The sequence below is a fragment of the Limosilactobacillus reuteri genome, from assembly GCF_013694365.1.
GTDB classification, from domain to species: domain Bacteria; phylum Bacillota; class Bacilli; order Lactobacillales; family Lactobacillaceae; genus Limosilactobacillus; species Limosilactobacillus reuteri_E.
In genome coordinates this window covers 243,675-260,165 of sequence record NZ_CP059275.1, presented here as the reverse complement: position 1 = coordinate 260,165, position 16,491 = coordinate 243,675, and the positions used below count along the sequence as shown (strand labels likewise).

The following is a 16,491-nucleotide window of genomic DNA, read 5'->3' as shown; positions in this document are numbered from 1 at the left end:
GCTGTCACCACCGATCATTTAAGCGGCCTCTTTATCTGTATCGGTAGCTCCAGTAGCCTTTGCAGCTTCCTTATCAGCGGCAACTTCGGCATCAATAGCGTCTTGCTGTTCGTATACATAATCTTGGAATTCAGAAATATCCTTACGTACATCGTGCTTATTTGCGTTATACAAATCTACATTCTGAACATATTGATTAATTGAATCCGTCCCACCAGTCGTTGATAAACTAGCTGTCATACGAACAACAGTAGTTCCATTAATTACTGATTCCCCAGTTAACGACATCGACTTAGTTTTTCGTAAAGCCATTTAAGCGGCTTCCTTTTCTTCCGCTGACTTATTTTGTTGACTTTTTAATTGTTGGTTAACCTGAGTTAATTGTTGAATTCTGGCATTAAGTTCATCAATATCAACTTCGCGATTAGCCAATTCTAATTCTGTTAAAGCTAATTTATTAATTAACTTACTTGCAACCTTTTCTGCTTTTCCTGTTTGTTGTTGATTATTCATTTACTGCACGATACCGCCATATATCATGGTTCCGTGATCAGTAAAGCCGATTCCTGAGGCAACGCTCCCATCGGGTTTAACTTTATATAATGATAAAACGTTACCATCTTTTTTATCTACTACATAACCTATACGAAGTTTCTCTCCGTTGAATATTATGTATGACGCACCACTTACATCTATACTATGGTTATTTTTTATAGACACATCATTTTCTGCGTAGACTTTATCAAAAAAATGAATTCCTTTCTTACAAGTACCCTCTCTATCGGCATATGTATACTTCAAGTCTTGTGATAAAAATACAATTTGATCAACAATCTGTCCCCCGTACATTGGATCAACCATAGTTTTAGGATCATAATACCCTATTGACATAGATGGAGCCACACCGTTATCGTCGAATGTGTTAAATTCTTTTCTTGGATTATAGACAAAAGACAAGCACCTATCCGCATCAATGGAATTGCTCTTAGTCAACATAACACTTCCCGCTAACCTTTGGGAGGTAAAATCGTTCTTCTTATCATAAAAATTTAACTGTGTTGGTTGTAAGCCTATAGCAAATTTATCAGTAAATCCCAGCTTAACTTCATCCGCATTTAATTCCAGACGTCCATGCTCATTTACAATTGCAATTCCACTATCGCCACTCATATCGACCAATCCATGACGTCCAATTAATCGCACACTATCAACTCTTAAATCTCCATGAATATCGGTATTTCCGTCAATCATAATTTTATTTGATGCGATAGTAATTTGCTCAGGGGCAATATTAATTTTGGAAATTAAATTATCTACATTAACTTGTTCTTTCCAGGGGGTCCATTTTGACGCCACAAGCACTCTATTCATGTGCATTTGACTTACATCTGAATATACATCTTGCCTAATCCGATCACTTCGAGACCCCACAACATCTACGTACACCCAACCTGTCATTGGATTGCCAATTAAATTTTCGACAAAATAATGCCCTTCAGTTCGCATATCATCTATATTAATTGTCCCTATGTTTTGAGTCCTAGTGAGATCCTTAACATTAGCTCTCACGGTCTCTAGCGTAATTGAATCTTTTTTTTGAGCAAAAGTAGACTGAGCCCAAGATGTAGTAGCATATCCTTTCCCATCCAGAACATCTTCTAACTTTGTTTCACTAACCTTGCTTTGTATTTCACCCTTCGCAATAGTCAATTTAGTATTGATTTCATCAATACTTTTTATCAGATTATCATCTTTCGTAGTTAAACTATTAACTTCCGTAATTACCCTGTCGCTTAAATTTTTTATAGTAGCCTCAGTACTACTCCTTAATACACTAACATGATCGTTAACCTCATTTACCCTCGAGACGACTTGTTCTATTCCCTCTGTAGTAAACTTCTGGGACGCAGCTCTTTCTTCGTTAATTTTTATATTCAATTTATCATTAAAGCTAGTGCTTATATCTCTTACTGATAATTCAATCAAATCGCTAGATACTTTTATTGCCGCATTTTTTGCAGACTTTATTTCTAGTGATGTATCATTTGCCGATGGGGACCAATCAGTCGATTTATTACCCTCGGAAAGCATTGGATGTCTAAATTTTAAATACGTTCCGGTTCTCTCTATGTCAAAAACTCTATTCAACTGACAGATATCGAAGAGACGCACCTGTTTTAAGGATTTTCCAGGCCACAAATATGTAGATATAATTTTGTAGCTATTTTCTCCCAAGCGAACTAATTTTGCTTGCTGATAGTTATGCCCTATATCGTCTGTGAACCATGTAATCTGCAACTTAGATGAATCAATTATACTTGCATCTGTATCTATCCATATGGTTTGTGTATATGTTTTACCCTTCGCCAACATGAAATGGAATCCATCACCCTGGGGAAGTATTTCTCCGGCTTTTACTTTTGCAGGCAAAGGTAGATAGGCTGAATTATCATCCCACCTTGTATTTTCTATCCCATACCCCATAACAAATGGCTTATTGGTGCCGGTCGCAAGATTAATAGTCCCAACATCTACACCATCTATAGCACTCTTAATGCCCCGTGTCACATCAACAGAATTGGCTTTAATAGCTACTTCTTTGGCATTTTGTTCAATCTTAGTATTCTGTTTTAGTATCTGTTGGTTTAAATCATCTGGATTAGGCTCATAAGCTCCATCGTCAATCGAAGACAATCTTGCAGAGAAATTAGTGAACCACAAATCACCATTACGCATTAAATGAGCCTTTACGGTCATATACTTAGCATCGTTTCTATCTATACCAAGACGATACAATCCTCGGTGTACTTGATGATCTCCTAGTAATGACTTATTTAAACCTAAATCATTGAGTGTAAGCCGAGTAAAATCGACACGTTTCTTATTTTCGTCATATAATTCAAGCGTCAAAACAGATTCAATATCTAAGTCCGCCTTGGTTCCACTCTTAATGTCAACGGCAACAGTAACCTTACCTTGTTTAATATTAAAATAGTTACTTGTTAGTCCAATGATATTATCTGTAGTCATTCCTGACTGAGTTAATTCAACCCAACGCAGCCCATTTTCATCTTGACGTACATTAGCCTTTGCAGAAACATTCTGCCATTGTGCAAAGTCCTCGTCTTTATTCTGAAATGAACTATTCCGAATAAGATTTAATGTACTATCACTGATTTGACCTACAGCTTTATTCGTATAAGTCTCATACTCAGACTTCATGTGATCCGCTTTCACTTCAAATTCGCCACGAAGTTTAGTGATATCATCATTAGTCTTTTTGAGATTCTCGGATACTTGCTTTGTTCCTTCGGCTGTCTGAGTGACTTCTGTTCGTAACTTTTCTTGGGTATCACCTTGTTGGCGTTGTTTTTCAGTTAGGGCTTGAATCTTATCGTTATAGACATTGAATTGTGCCTCAGACTTTTCTACATAGTCACCAACATCTTCTTGATTAGGTTCCCATGGAGTTGATGTCTTTCCAATTTCTAGCTGATAACCGCAAACGAATATAGGATTATTGCTATTTGAGATAACATGAGGATAAATCGTACAATCTTCACTTGGGGTAAAAGTTAAATCATATCTCTTGAAATCAGGGGTAATGTCATCAATTTCTTTACGCCATACATCAATCTTGGTATCAAGACTAGTATCGAGGTTATTCTTGGCAAGGATAATTTGCGGTTTGTTACTATCGTCCAAAGTATCCATCTTTGCGAAAAGACTAAAGGTATAGGTAGTTCCAGACTTTACGTCATAAGCTTGTTGGATACCTTCAATTGGACTATTTTGTTTGGCGACCAGGAATCCCTTCCAAGGATCGCTACATATTTCAACATGCTCTCGTTGCTGCCAGTTATTAGTAGTGAATCTTCTTGTACCTAGTAAAATATTCGTTTTATTAGTCAACGCCTCAGCGATTTCACCACCGAGCTCATCTTTCTTAACGCTGATTTCTACGCCTTTGGCAGTTTCTTTTAACTGTGTATCAAGTTTAGAAACGGTATTGGTTACTGTATCTAAATCTTGACGACTTGCCTTTCCAAGTAACTCATCTTTGGTCTGTTGGACGCTGGTTTCAGCTCTGTCGATCTGTTCCTTTAACGGGTCCAAATCTGTTTGCCAAACTTTATGTTCAAATTTCCCATTAATATTAGTTAGCTCGTCATGAATTCTCCCATTATCTAGTTGGGCATTTTGCAGATCTGTACGAACCTTAGTTAAATCAGATTTTGTATCAATCAATTCTTGATTCATGCGATCTGCTTCTTTTTGAAGCTGTTCATGCATATTTTGAATTGATGTATCAAGATCACTAAAGGTCTTAGTGATTTGCTCGTCTAATTTAGCTGTCTTATCATCAAGAGCTGCCGCATCAGCTTTAGCCTTATCAATGGACTCTTGCATTTCTTTCATCGCTTGTAGATATGCTTGCTTACGTTCTTCAGTAAGTTGAGCTTCTTCGTTTTGCCACTCAATCCATTGCTGACTGATTTCTTGTTGATTTTTTACAGCATCAGCAACATCTTGAACTAATTGGTCATAGCCTTCTGGTTTTGGTGCTTTACTTGGATCAGCATTACCTCCACCATTCCAGAGCTCGTTGATGGCTTCGACAAGTGTTTCCTTTGAATTAGTCTTTAATTGTGCCAAATCACCAACAGAGCGAACTGTAGCATAATGGTATTCTCCGTTTTCTAAATACTTAATCGTTTTCTCCATCTATTCGATGTATTCGTAAATAGCTTGGTCGTTATTTTCATCAGCCAACAAGTCAAATTCCAATGAAAGGGAAGTTACTTGTTCTGAGTTTTGGTTGAATGTTACATTTGCAGCAGGCTTTACATTAGTAAAGTGAATTTGCGCAAACTTATCTTCACCGTCCTGGGAACGAATTACGGCATCGGCGTAAATTTCATAGTTAGTTGCAAACTTAAGTGCATTGATAGTGTAGGAAGATACACCGTCTTGCTTTACAACGTAGTACACTGCGTAAGCAGCACCGACAACGGCTTCATCAGAAAGTTGAATTCCGTTTCCACCATCAGTCATCTTGAAGTACAAGCCATTTAAGTTAGCCCCGCTAGCATTTTCTTGTGCCTTCTTGATTGCATCTCCAGTTGCCTTAACAGCAGCGCCGGCTTCTTTAGTACCTGATGTAGCAGTAGTAATAACTACTTCAGCAGATTGAACTGATTGTCCTGCTTCATTCTTAGCAACAACTGTGTACTTGTATTCTGTTTCAGGAGTTAAGTTTGAGTCGTTAAATGAAGTACCAACAGGGTATCCAGTAGCTACTCCATTTCGGTAAACAATATAACTAGTTGCATTGGCTGTAGAACTCCAAGTAATTGTTGCAGTTGTGTCCTTAGCAGAAACAGCAACATCAGTTACCATTTGTGGAACTGAACCAGCGTCTCCAGAAACTAACATAGGGATTTCAGTAATGTGTTCACGCTTATCCTTGTCGTCTACACGGAATACAGATACAGAACCTTCAACTGGCTTTGCGCCTAAATCAATTAAGCGATCTCCTCGTAATTGGAATACTTTTCGCTTAAAGATAGTATTTGTTCCCTTATGTAAATCATCGTCACCGGCCATCATTGCCAAGAGCCGAAGATCAAACATTTCAGTTTGAATGGTTAACTTACCAGTCCGTGCAGAGTCCCATGCAATTGCTTGTGTACCCTTCTTCTTGGCATATACACGGTTAGATTGCCATTGCGTATTTGTTTGGTTTGCGTAATCAATGTATAAAACGGGAGTAGTAGTACCACGCTTTACAAATGTGATATTTGACGCATCCTTCAAACCATAAGTAGACATTTAGTCTTTATTTTTTTCATCAAATTTGATTAGTTTTATTTCTTCATTTAGATCAGGCATTTTCATATCTTTCGTATCGAACTTTTCTGATGTATAAATCTGATACTGTTTTTCTGATGAATACTTAGCGGTATAAGCAGATAAAAGATTTGAAAACTGGTAGTAGGTCATACCTTGAATATCAGCAAAGCTAATGTATCCAGGCGCAAATACTTCTAGCTGAAGGATTTGATCTCCTAATTCCGTTCCTTTTCTTTTCATGGCTTGTTGTAATCGACCCTTGTATGTGTTTTTCCACATTTGAATCTTTCTTGGATTACTTCCCACACCCTTGGGTGCAATCAAGTCCCTATTGGGCTTTGACAAAGTAACTGCTTTGATTAGGTTAGATAGGTCAATGTATGTTTCCCTGTCGATAATCCAATCCAGTTCTTCGCTTACGATCTTTTTATTACTCAAGATTTTGTACTGTTCTTCTTTCGTCCTAGTCCAGTATGAAAGCGCTTTCAAAAATTGCCGTAATAAAGTAGCGCCTTTACCAAACATGGCCTCTCCAACAAGGTCATTCATTTCATCGTCAAAAGCCATATCCCATAGAGACGGGAATCTTTCTTCTATCAGATCAACCTGCTCAGGAACACCACTAAATTGTTCCCGAACCCCTGTTACAAAAACACGAGTACAATCACTAAAGTCATTGTTTTCTGCTTCTGCTAATTCACCAATTGTGGGAATATGAAAAGTTACCTTATCGTTTATAGGTATATCTTTCCCGAGAATCACATAAGAATAGTTAATTCTCATTTACTTAAAGTCGTATACTCTCATCATTAGTTGGTAGCCGCCAAACTTATTGTTTTGCTCCCATAATTCAGAAAGTTGACCAATTTTTACAGTCCCGATTCCGTATCTTCTAGAATCGGAGAATAAGTCATAAATTCTAGCGAGTATTTGATCTTGCCTTTGTCCTTCATCGATATCCATAATTTTGTTATCAACAAGGATAAAGAAGTATAAGTACCCCATCACGAAATCACTATCTACGTGATAATGAATTTCTGGAAATGAGAAATTAGAAATCGCCATACCAATAAATGATTGCTGGTCCATAACTACCCCAGGCTTATATCTTGTTGGATAAATCCGACGCTTTTCTTCTCCCTCTGTTACCAGTTCATATTTTTGCTCCTCGGTTAAATTAGGACGGCTTAATGCATCAGATGAGTCATAATAAAGTAATTTTGCTAAATCATCATCCATTGCCATTGTTTCCATCATTTGCTGTTTCCACTCACTAATCTTCATAACTGAAGACACATGTTTTGGAGCCTCATTTGTAATTTCCTTTGCGGGCACCTAGAACTTCTTTATAATTTTTATTGCAATATTTTTTATTTCGTCATTGGCTTTTGCTGTGATTGTTACTGTTTGTCCAACTAGCTTATAGATGTCTTTCACAGTCACAGTAATGCTATGATTATCTTTTTCTTTTACATAAAATGGAGAGTCTTCAAGGGTTCCAATCATCCATTCGGAGACATCTGCCTTAGTTCCATCAGAATTCATCGCTGTATAGACATAAGTATGCCCTAGGCGAGCTTTAATTGTTCCTTCGATATTCCATTCAACTTTTGGCTTTTCTTCCTCAGAATGGCTGTCAGAGCCGTCTGTAGGCATAGTCAACTTAGATACATCTTTTATGGAATCGTCTTCGTCTTTACCTCCAGAATCCCAATAATCAGCTATTTCCAAATCAGAATTATCGGTTTCCGGATTCTTTGTATCTTCGTCTAGTAACCAGTTAACTAACCCCGGTCTTGATACGTAGTCAGCGAATTCAATTTTATAGACTTGACCAGCAATCCAAAGTCTTGTCCCAACTTTTACCGCTCTTGTTTCTGGAACATCTTTGATGTAAACAGACATTTTCGCATTCGCTAATGCGATATTTTGTCCTGAGAATGACACCCCTAAGGTATATAATGTCTGGTTCTGTACATAAGCAGGCCAACCTTTCCCGAAGTTGCAAATCAGCTTACTGTTCTTGTTCGTCAACCATTTAAGCCGTCTGTTCGTATGCTTTATCTTTAATTGTTGATGAGAAGGAATCGTTTTATACTCTTCAGTAAAAACCATCCATGTTTCGTCCGCCCATTCAATATATGAGCCCACACCAACTTCAACTGAATTTGGGACAACAACGTACTTGTCATCAGATAAATCTTTATTGTTGCTTTGCGAATGATCTTGAAAGACTGCCTGCGTTGGAACACCATCAATAATACAATCATGCTTAGTTAGAGTATCTTTGTAGTAAAGATTAAAACCCTCAAGCTGCCGATTATAATTTCTATTAACTCTGTTGTCCCCAATGACTCGTTGCTTTCTGCGGTATGATGTTGCAAAACTACTCATTCATTTCATTTCACCATACAGTTCTGGATTCGAGTATTCTAATCGATTGATTTGAGCGGTAATCTCTCTACTCAATTGTTTCTCCATAGTCTGGAGACGGTCCAAGTATTGATATCCCTGCACCGTATTAAAGTCTCGATCACCAATCGCTTTTCGCATTAACTCTTCCGAATTCAGATGTTCACGAACCCACTCAAGTTTCATTGCCTGTGCAAGTAAAGCAATTTCTACTCTTGTCATCTTGAAGTTAAATCTCTTATTTTCAGGATCGTCATCCATGAAATCTTTAGCTATATAAGTACTGAAAAGTAATCGACCTGAATCCATATATCCATATAAGACGCTTTCTAATTCGTCATCATCCATTTGAGCGAAGTCATATGAATCTACTGTATTCAAGAAAACCTTGTAGACTTCTTCATAATATGTATATTTAGGGTCATTACTTTCATTTGCCATTTAGTGACCTTCTACCGCTTTAACGGACACATCTACATCCGCCCAGAAATCCTCATCTCTGTTATTAACAAGGTCTTGTTTGTCACGATTTGTTAAGCGTCGTTGTTTATACATCTCAACCGTTGTCATAACGATCGCATTTCTTAGTGGAGTTTTAAGTACTTCCTTAAATTCGTCTATATCTGAATCAACTACAAAGTCAGCAAGAGCATCTGAATACAATGCTTCCACCTCATCAAATTCGTCTTCATTAAAACCTTCTACAAATTTAAGGTATGAACTATAAACATCTGTTAATCGCAATCCGCGAACAACATCCATAATTGAAATATCTTCGTCAGAGTTAACGTCAATTATTAACAGAGACATATTTTCAAAATACTTTTTTAGCTTTCTTGCCTCAGAGTATGTGATGTATTCTTCATCACCGTTCTCTTCTAAAACAATTGAAAGTACCCCATTCTTTGATTCGTAAGCAAAAGTACCATAAGTATTATTTGCAACTACTATTTCAGTTGAGGGGTCAATAATTTTGCGCTTCCGGCGCTTTACTTCACGTGACATTTAGCCTAATTCAGCCATACCGTATACTTTCATTTGAAGAGCCATGATTCCCATACGTTCGATGGTCTTAAAGCCCATTTGTAAATCATTCCGTCCTGTGTAGTCTGCTTCAACAGTGATGGCGTCACCTTCCATTACCACACCAACGATCTTTTCACCTTCTGGAAGAATCAAAAGCTTGTTATCATCAAGGGCGAATTCATCTTTGTTAACCTTAAATGCTTGTGGAATTTCGTTTAACTTCAATCCACGAACAACACCAAGGAAGCCCTTTTCATTTAATTCGTTCTTCATATCACCTGAGTAGAGATTTACGTTTGCCATTTCTGCTAACTTGCTTAAAGCAGCCTTGGTTCCATAAATTTCTACATTACGGTTAGCTTTAACTTGAATACGTTCTGCAAGCTTAACAACTTGATCAAGAGTTGCTTGACCAGTTACCTTGTCAGTAGCATTAAGTAATGAGTAACTGTCATTCAATGCTTCTGCAATAGTAGATTGAATGTGATTTGTAAATGCTTGTGCCACACGATCAATCAAGTTACTCCAGTCAATAGTTCCAGTCATAAATTGGTGGAGTTCTGTGTATACAGATGCACCAAAGTCTTCTGTTTCAATTGAGTAATGAGTGTCCTTGATAGTTTGCCGACGAATATCTTGGTCACCGGCTGCTACGCGACCTACCCGAATAGCCTTTGGATCTTGTACTTGGAAAATCGGTTTTTCACCAATAGCAACAGTACGAATGTCAGCAATGTTAGAAAATTGGTCCGTTAATAAACGTGGAACAACTGCGTCAACCGCTTCAGAAATTAATTCGAAAACATCATACTTGTTTTTACCCCAAGAAGTAGGAGTGAATTCTCCACCAAGTGCGTCTAAAATAGCGTTACGCATTGCTTCTTGACCTGATACACCGTTCTTGCTAAATTCACGCTTGAAGTATAGGTCGCGAGCAAAATTCATAAAATCGTTTCTTTCCATTTAGCGAATAGCGATTACAAACATGTCGCCGTAAAATCCTTGATTTTCTTCGCCAATAATTTGTGCGATACCGCGACCTTCTGTTTTCTTGAACCCTAAACCATCGTCACCAATGGTTAATCCGTCACCCTTCTTTGCGCCAGCTACTAAGTCTTTAGTCACTGAAATAACATCGCCCTTTTCCATATGGAAAGCACGACCAGTTTGTCCTGCCTTAGTAACATAGTCTGCAAAATCAGTATTTGGATCATATCTGGTAAAACTTGTAACAAGAAGAACATCAGCTGTATCTTCTGCCTTTGCCTTTTCCGCTAAACGACGTTCACCGTCTGCGTCAAGAAGGCCTAAAGTTAACCATTGACCGTTCTTTAGATCTTCTTTGGCTACAACGCTGTCAATATGCGCAGTAGATTTAATCTTGTCTAAAATAACTTCAGCCATTTATTTGTGGAATAAAGCATCTGCTGTGCCATATCCGTATTCGCTCTCTTTTTTCGCAGAGAAGTTTGTTGTTGGAACTCCTCCACGCTTTGGAGCAGAAAACTCATTCTTGTTCTTTGAATAAATTGCGTAGGCAATTTCCTTTTCAACATCTTCGACAGACATTTCTGAGAACTTGCCACGAATATCTTTCATTTGTTCTGCCGATAACGAAGTCTTAACATCGTTTAATGCCTTTTCCTTTTTAGACATTTCAATGCTGTTCTTGTATTCCGTTAATTCCGCAATTTGTGCTTCTAAATTAGCTAATTTATTGCGATCTGACTCAATCCTGTTTTTCTCTTCTTGAGTGACATACATTGAGAAAATCTCTGTTTTATCCCCCAACTTGATTGAGTCATCTGCATTTACGCTGTAATCAATCCGATACAGCTTACTGTCATCAGAACTCCAGTTAACTGACTTGAAGATTCCGTAAGCCTCAAAGACTTCAACTGGATAAATATCGGTATTTCCACCAGCGTTAAATTTGTTACGTACCGCTTGTGATAATGCATATTCGCGATCATTAAGATTTAGTTCGAATTGTGCCTTCTTCTTGTTTTTTTCTGAGCCACAAGCGAACTTGTCTTTATCCTTTTTGTCGTCCCCATCTTCCGTATCGTCTTCGGAATCATCATTACCATCGTCTTTTTTGTAAGCGCTTTCATTTTTGTTTAAAGAAATACCGTCTTTATCGTCCTTATCACTAGACATTTCTGCATTGTCGTCATGCTCTTCTGTATTATCTCCGCTAGCCGGTTCGGCACCCGATGCATTAGCTGGCGCAGCCTTATCGGACGTAGAAGTACTGGTTGACGTTGCAGAACTAGCCTTTGAACTATCTTCGCTTGCACTTGATGCAGGCATTTCGGCTGGTTTAGAAGCGCTACTGGTTGACGCAGATGAAGCAGGTGTAGCTGACTTTGCAGTCTCACTAACAGCACTTGATTTTGATTCCGCAGCCGTTGAAGCGTCAGACTTTGGTTCTTCAACTACCGTTGCTCCATTTTCTTGTTTTTTCTTAGTCGCCAAAGCTTTTTCTCCTTTCTCAGCCGAAAACTCGGCTAACATTTCTTTAAAAGTTGACTTAAAGTCTTCTTTACTAAATACTGTTGAAATCGTTGAACCAGTCATTGCTGGCGGTACATCGTCACCAAGAATACATAATCCAGTGAACATAGCACTTGTAAATACTAATCGCCCTCTGTTATCTGTATATCCTTCAACGTTTCCCACTTCCATTGATTGCCCTTTAGAACCACTTGCATCGTTAAATAGTTCTATAGCGTCAATGAATCTTGTCCAGAGATAGCCGTCGGTCACTAGCCATTCTTTGCCACCAGTAACTTCGAAATGAGCATTATTATCTTCTGGAACAAACCCATACGCATGAGTATTAAACTTGATCTTGAATTTTCCATCAGTAATGTCCAATGTCTTTTCATGACCCCTAAAGTCGCTTTCTCCATTAGAATTTTCACTAATCAGACCCAATATAGGAATATTCGAAAGTGAGGGAATCATATTCTCCAGAACATCTTTGGAAAATACAGAATTATTTAAATTCTCACCTGTATGAGCTATATAAATCTTCACTTTTTGGAAGCGAGAATCCGTATTAGATTCAAGCTCTTCAAAGTGAGTTGGTAACTTTACTGTCGTTACTTCAATCATCTATTGAGCGTCATTGAGCCGGTCAGTATCATCCGTTGGATTATCTGTTTCTGGTCGGCCAACGTTACCCTTATTTGGATTGTTTATATTGCTATTAGGCGCTTTAGGTGTCGCCTTTCCACTGCTATTCGCAGCTTCTTTGCTTGAAATGGTATTAGACGTTGGTTTAACTACCATAATTGAGTCAATGTCCAATGCCTGTTGTTCAAAACTTAATTGTGAAATTACCTGATCTGGAGTAAATCCAACAGATGCTAAGTAATCAAGTCTTGACCCACCATAACTAAGCTGATCTTTATAGTTAGCAATATCTTCTTTTAAGGTGAAGTTCGATTCTCTAATGAACTTCAAATTCCAAGGAATCTTGTTCTGAGTCTTAACTTGGCTAAGTTCAAAGTTGTAATATGCTTCAAGCATTGGGAATAAGTTTGTATAAATCCAGTTTGAGTCCTTTTTTACTGATTCCTTTACAATATTTGAACTAGTAGTTTTTCCACCAAATAGTGAGGAACTAATACCCAAGTCGTAAAATAACTGCTCCAGTCCATTATTTACAGTGTCGTACACACCTTCGTTACCAGACCCTTTTAATGGGACATTATCTAACGAAGATGGACTCGTAATAGAGACAACGCCATCTGGTAATCTTGACCTCATTTGATCGTCAAAATTCCGAGCAGTTTTAAGATCCAGTGTTGGCGCTCCGTTACTATCAGTTGGTAGTTTGGAGTGAATAATTCGGATCGTATCAAGCTTATCTTTAATATCAATATTATCTTTAGCAGCATCTAGTGAAAGACTATCTGCTAAAACACTTGCGAATGGTGAAATCGCAACTCCACCGTTATTTATTGCGTTATGGTCAAATGTAAAAGCAAAACCATCATCTGAGACCATATACCACTTACGGTCATACCAATCTTGATCATCATCGCTAATACTATTGTCATGATATTTATCAAAAGCTTGCTGAAGTTCATTAGGTAATTCGTCATATTGTTCTTGCTTTAGTTTGGAAACATCGACTCTAAAACGATATACACCATTTTCTAAGTTAGAAATACGACACCACTCTGGAGGAAGCTTCATGTAAGCTATACCCGTAGAATCTTCAATCTTCACATAGAACGTAACCCCATCAATCAATGTGTCCTTGAAGAACTTAGGAGCCCAATAGTTGACATTTAACATATTGAGCTGGTAGGCCATATCTATGTAATCTTGTTGCATATTACCTGCAATAGCATATTGTTTATTACCAAGTACAGGATATATTGAATAATTGTATGTCGGGTGTGCTACGTAATAATCTATGACACCGCTTACAATTCCGCTGTTTAAATATGCCTGTCGTAACGTTGCTGCTATTGTGGCAAAATTATCGGCAGGTCTCTGTAAATAGCTCTTTATATTTTTCTTTTCGGTAGCTGCGTTAGTACTTGGCTTAAACCGACTCTTGGGATCCGCTAAAACAGAAGCATATTCAGCGTTTCTTCTACGAATGCTTGCTATATTTCGCTCATAGGTGCGTCGTCTCCCTCGCATATTTCTGCGTTTATTTTTCAATTAGAGCATGAAGTAAGCATAATTATTAGATGCTTCTTCTTTTAATTCTTTTTCTAATTCATTTGCATAGTAATTACAGTAAGCAATCGAACTGTACCTATCCTTAGTCGTTGTTCCGACTTCGTAAATCTTGATATATCCAGTTCTAACGGTATATTCAAGGTTTACCAATTCGTTGACCAATGCAGTCGCTTGAACATATGGATATAAGACCTTAATTTGTTCTTCGGCCGGTAACTTTCGATATTCCTTATCTTCCTGTAATTCTTCGCGCTTTTGAATGTCATTCATAGGTAATCTGAGTTTTCCAGATTCAATGACATTCTTTAAGGAAACTGCAATTTCGTGGTTGAAAGCCGCATTTGCCTTAACCGTATATACACATTTAATTCCCTTAGTTTTTGTTCTATCGTTTGTTTCGTCATCATTGATACAAGCCCAGGCTGGATATTCTATATCACGATCTTTATCTGTAAGGACGGTTGTACAAGCATCAAATACTCCTAACCCATTACCATTCGCATCCATAACTACATAATCAGCTTCAAAATCGTAATATAGTTGTTTTAAACGAATAGCTAAGTTCTCCGAAGAAATTGACTCTTGAATACTTTCCAAATAGACAACCTGGCGCTTATATTCATCACCCTCACGAATTAACCTCATCAACGTAAATGCTGATGTATCGTTCTTAACGAGCTTATTTCCACCCATTAAGGCAATATCAAGGGCTACTATTCTAATTTCATTTACTTTATCGACACGTTTGAAATTCGACAACATTCTTGGTTTTGATCTATGTTGATTTTCAACGAATTCTTGATTAGTTGGAGGTCTAAACGTCTTTCCCACCGTTCTAATCTTATTTAATGGATCAAGCTTGAAGTAGGCTTTATCATTTTCACCAACAAATATAGTTTCATATTCCATATCAAAACTCGTTTGATCGAATGTGTCACTCGTTCTTTCGGCATCAACTGCACTCTGTGAAAGTAATCCACTCTTAACCGATAATTGATATGGGAGAATTGAAACGAAATAACGCTTATCCGAATTGGTCATTTTCTTAAAATAGCTCTTGAATTCGTCCCATATCCAATGCGACTTATACCAAGCAGAAGAAATGTAAATCTGCTTGTTTTCCTCTCGCTTCAAATGACTATATTCTGGTTTCGATAAATATGGTGGCTGGCGGTAAACGTTAAGCATCGGTTTTAGAATCTTATCCAATGTTTCTTTCTTAATCAGACGAAATTCGTCACAGATTAAGATATTACAACGTAAACCACGAGCACTTTCACCAGATGTAGCGGCAAAGATCCTCGATCCATTCTTAAACTCAACCTTTGCCTCATTGACCGTCGTTTTAATATGGTCCTTCTTGTAACCTATTTCGTATCGAACTGCTGCTGATTGATCGTAAAAGTCCACTATCTTTTGTGAAATGATATTTGCAGCTTGTGAGCGCGTCCCGGACGCTAGTACTATCTTTGTTCCGGGGTATAAAATACACCGAACAATACAGTACAAAGCAATCAATTACAAACCTCTCGCCGCAATATACATGAAGAAATCAACCTTATTCATCATGTAAAACAACAATTTCTGATAAGGCTTCAGGTTAACTCCAAGATAATCTTTTACGAATATCTGTGGGTTTCTTCGCCAATATCCAACCCATTTCATCAGGTTGCGTTCCCGTTTTTCAAAATAGCTAGACTTTTGTTGTGTCTTTTCAGTCTTCATTCAGTCTTCATATAGACTTTCAACCTCCTTTTCAGAGGCGACACCAAAGGTTCTCTTCATAGGAATCACGAACCATTTTTCAATGTACTTCTTTAAGCCAGCAGCGTCTTCGTATTTATCGCTATCTGGAACAGGTTCACTAAGTTCCCAACCTTGAATTCTTTGCCCCAACGTCTTTCCACTGTCATCATTCCCACTAAGCACAGCGTCAAACCCTAAATCCTTTGAATCTTCTGAATATGCTTTACGTAAGGCAGTGATCGCCTTAGAGTCTCCATCCATAAATGCCTTATCCAATGCGTCCTTCAACTTTACATTGGCAACATATCTCTGAATCTCAAATGCCGTTGTTGCCGGTTTAATTGCAATAAGACCTTGTAGCACATTCTCAAAATAAGCATATTCTTCTTCGTTATATCCCTTGCCCCATCTACTTTCTAATTCGGGGGTAATACTTACTGTTTCCTCGGCATGATCTGTTGTGAATACAGAATCTGAGAAGGTCTTGAAATTCTTATACGGAGCTATTTTCTTTAAGTATTCTCCGAAATTAGGGTTCTTGCTTGTTCTTTTTACGTCAATATAAAGATTCTTGACAAAGGGAATATTTGCGAATTGAGCCATTTCAATAACTGAATCCTCATTGCTAAAATCGGCTACCATATTGGCGCAATCGCGACATATAGAAAAGCTAGTATCAAGTAATAAGTTCTTGTGTCTCAAAAGTTGGTTAGACCTTTTTTCTTTACCACAAATGACACATATCTT

16 protein-coding genes are annotated in these 16,491 nt (G+C 37.8%); all 16 read right to left on the bottom strand.

The window, feature by feature from the left end:
- Nucleotides 1-18: 18 nt before the first annotated feature.
- Entirely contained in the window at nucleotides 19-312 is a 294-nt protein-coding gene (locus HHK02_RS01640) for a hypothetical protein (protein ID WP_181462678.1), read from the bottom strand.
- Nucleotides 313-513 (bottom strand): hypothetical protein, encoded by a 201-nt coding sequence (locus HHK02_RS01635; RefSeq protein ID WP_181462677.1) that lies wholly within the window; start codon nucleotides 511-513, stop codon nucleotides 313-315.
- Nucleotides 514-4,725: a hypothetical protein gene (locus HHK02_RS01630; protein ID WP_181462676.1), complete on the bottom strand. Its 4,212-nt coding sequence runs from the start codon at nucleotides 4,723-4,725 to the stop codon at nucleotides 514-516.
- Nucleotides 4,726-5,832: a fibronectin type III domain-containing protein gene (locus tag HHK02_RS01625; RefSeq protein WP_087214413.1), complete on the bottom strand. Its 1,107-nt coding sequence runs from the start codon at nucleotides 5,830-5,832 to the stop codon at nucleotides 4,726-4,728.
- Nucleotides 5,833-6,636 carry a hypothetical protein gene (locus HHK02_RS01620; RefSeq protein WP_003676402.1) on the bottom strand — a complete coding sequence of 268 codons (804 nt, stop codon included), beginning with the start codon at nucleotides 6,634-6,636 and terminating at the stop codon, nucleotides 5,833-5,835.
- Nucleotides 6,637-7,188 carry a hypothetical protein gene (locus HHK02_RS01615; RefSeq protein ID WP_181462675.1) on the bottom strand — a complete coding sequence of 184 codons (552 nt, stop codon included), beginning with the start codon at nucleotides 7,186-7,188 and terminating at the stop codon, nucleotides 6,637-6,639.
- Nucleotides 7,189-8,247 carry a hypothetical protein gene (locus tag HHK02_RS01610; protein WP_181462674.1) on the bottom strand — a complete coding sequence of 353 codons (1,059 nt, stop codon included), beginning with the start codon at nucleotides 8,245-8,247 and terminating at the stop codon, nucleotides 7,189-7,191.
- Entirely contained in the window at nucleotides 8,248-8,706 is a 459-nt protein-coding gene (locus HHK02_RS01605) for a hypothetical protein (RefSeq protein WP_003676407.1), read from the bottom strand.
- On the bottom strand, nucleotides 8,707-9,270 hold the full coding sequence (locus tag HHK02_RS01600; RefSeq protein ID WP_035168507.1) for a hypothetical protein: 564 nt from the start codon (nucleotides 9,268-9,270) through the stop codon (nucleotides 8,707-8,709). It lies immediately after the preceding gene.
- Nucleotides 9,271-10,254 carry a hypothetical protein gene (locus HHK02_RS01595; RefSeq protein ID WP_181462673.1) on the bottom strand — a complete coding sequence of 328 codons (984 nt, stop codon included), beginning with the start codon at nucleotides 10,252-10,254 and terminating at the stop codon, nucleotides 9,271-9,273.
- On the bottom strand, nucleotides 10,255-10,695 hold the full coding sequence (locus HHK02_RS01590) for a hypothetical protein (RefSeq protein WP_003676413.1): 441 nt from the start codon (nucleotides 10,693-10,695) through the stop codon (nucleotides 10,255-10,257).
- Nucleotides 10,696-12,411: a hypothetical protein gene (locus tag HHK02_RS01585; protein WP_181462672.1), complete on the bottom strand. Its 1,716-nt coding sequence runs from the start codon at nucleotides 12,409-12,411 to the stop codon at nucleotides 10,696-10,698.
- On the bottom strand, nucleotides 12,412-13,977 hold the full coding sequence (locus HHK02_RS01580) for a hypothetical protein (protein WP_225414899.1): 1,566 nt from the start codon (nucleotides 13,975-13,977) through the stop codon (nucleotides 12,412-12,414). It abuts the gene before it with no gap.
- Nucleotides 13,978-15,408: a terminase gene (locus HHK02_RS01575; RefSeq protein WP_003676419.1), complete on the bottom strand. Its 1,431-nt coding sequence runs from the start codon at nucleotides 15,406-15,408 to the stop codon at nucleotides 13,978-13,980.
- A gap of 108 nt (nucleotides 15,409-15,516) precedes the next feature.
- The gene (locus HHK02_RS01570) at nucleotides 15,517-15,723 is read right to left on the bottom strand and encodes a hypothetical protein (RefSeq protein ID WP_035168497.1); all 207 of its coding nucleotides are present in this window, start codon (nucleotides 15,721-15,723) and stop codon (nucleotides 15,517-15,519) included.
- On the bottom strand, nucleotides 15,724-16,386 hold the full coding sequence (locus tag HHK02_RS01565; RefSeq protein ID WP_231124893.1) for a hypothetical protein: 663 nt from the start codon (nucleotides 16,384-16,386) through the stop codon (nucleotides 15,724-15,726). It lies immediately after the preceding gene.
- Between the last annotated feature and the right edge of the window lie 105 nt (nucleotides 16,387-16,491).

Bases quoted from the DNA above. Each gene is read 5' to 3' on its own strand.
- HHK02_RS01640 (WP_181462678.1), bottom strand. From the start codon at position 312: ATGGCTTTACGAAAAACTAAGTCGATGTCGTTAACTGGGGAATCAGTA.
- HHK02_RS01635 (WP_181462677.1), bottom strand. From the start codon at position 513: ATGAATAATCAACAACAAACAGGAAAAGCAGAAAAGGTTGCAAGTAAG.
- HHK02_RS01630 (WP_181462676.1), bottom strand. From the start codon at position 4,725: ATGGAGAAAACGATTAAGTATTTAGAAAACGGAGAATACCATTATGCT.
- HHK02_RS01625 (WP_087214413.1), bottom strand. From the start codon at position 5,832: ATGTCTACTTATGGTTTGAAGGATGCGTCAAATATCACATTTGTAAAG.
- HHK02_RS01620 (WP_003676402.1), bottom strand. From the start codon at position 6,636: ATGAGAATTAACTATTCTTATGTGATTCTCGGGAAAGATATACCTATA.
- HHK02_RS01610 (WP_181462674.1), bottom strand. From the start codon at position 8,247: ATGAGTAGTTTTGCAACATCATACCGCAGAAAGCAACGAGTCATTGGG.
- HHK02_RS01605 (WP_003676407.1), bottom strand. From the start codon at position 8,706: ATGGCAAATGAAAGTAATGACCCTAAATATACATATTATGAAGAAGTC.
- HHK02_RS01600 (WP_035168507.1), bottom strand. From the start codon at position 9,270: ATGTCACGTGAAGTAAAGCGCCGGAAGCGCAAAATTATTGACCCCTCA.
- HHK02_RS01595 (WP_181462673.1), bottom strand. From the start codon at position 10,254: ATGGAAAGAAACGATTTTATGAATTTTGCTCGCGACCTATACTTCAAG.
- HHK02_RS01590 (WP_003676413.1), bottom strand. From the start codon at position 10,695: ATGGCTGAAGTTATTTTAGACAAGATTAAATCTACTGCGCATATTGAC.
- HHK02_RS01585 (WP_181462672.1), bottom strand. From the start codon at position 12,411: ATGATTGAAGTAACGACAGTAAAGTTACCAACTCACTTTGAAGAGCTT.
- HHK02_RS01570 (WP_035168497.1), bottom strand. From the start codon at position 15,723: ATGAAGACTGAAAAGACACAACAAAAGTCTAGCTATTTTGAAAAACGG.
- HHK02_RS01565 (WP_231124893.1), bottom strand. From the start codon at position 16,386: ATGGTAGCCGATTTTAGCAATGAGGATTCAGTTATTGAAATGGCTCAA.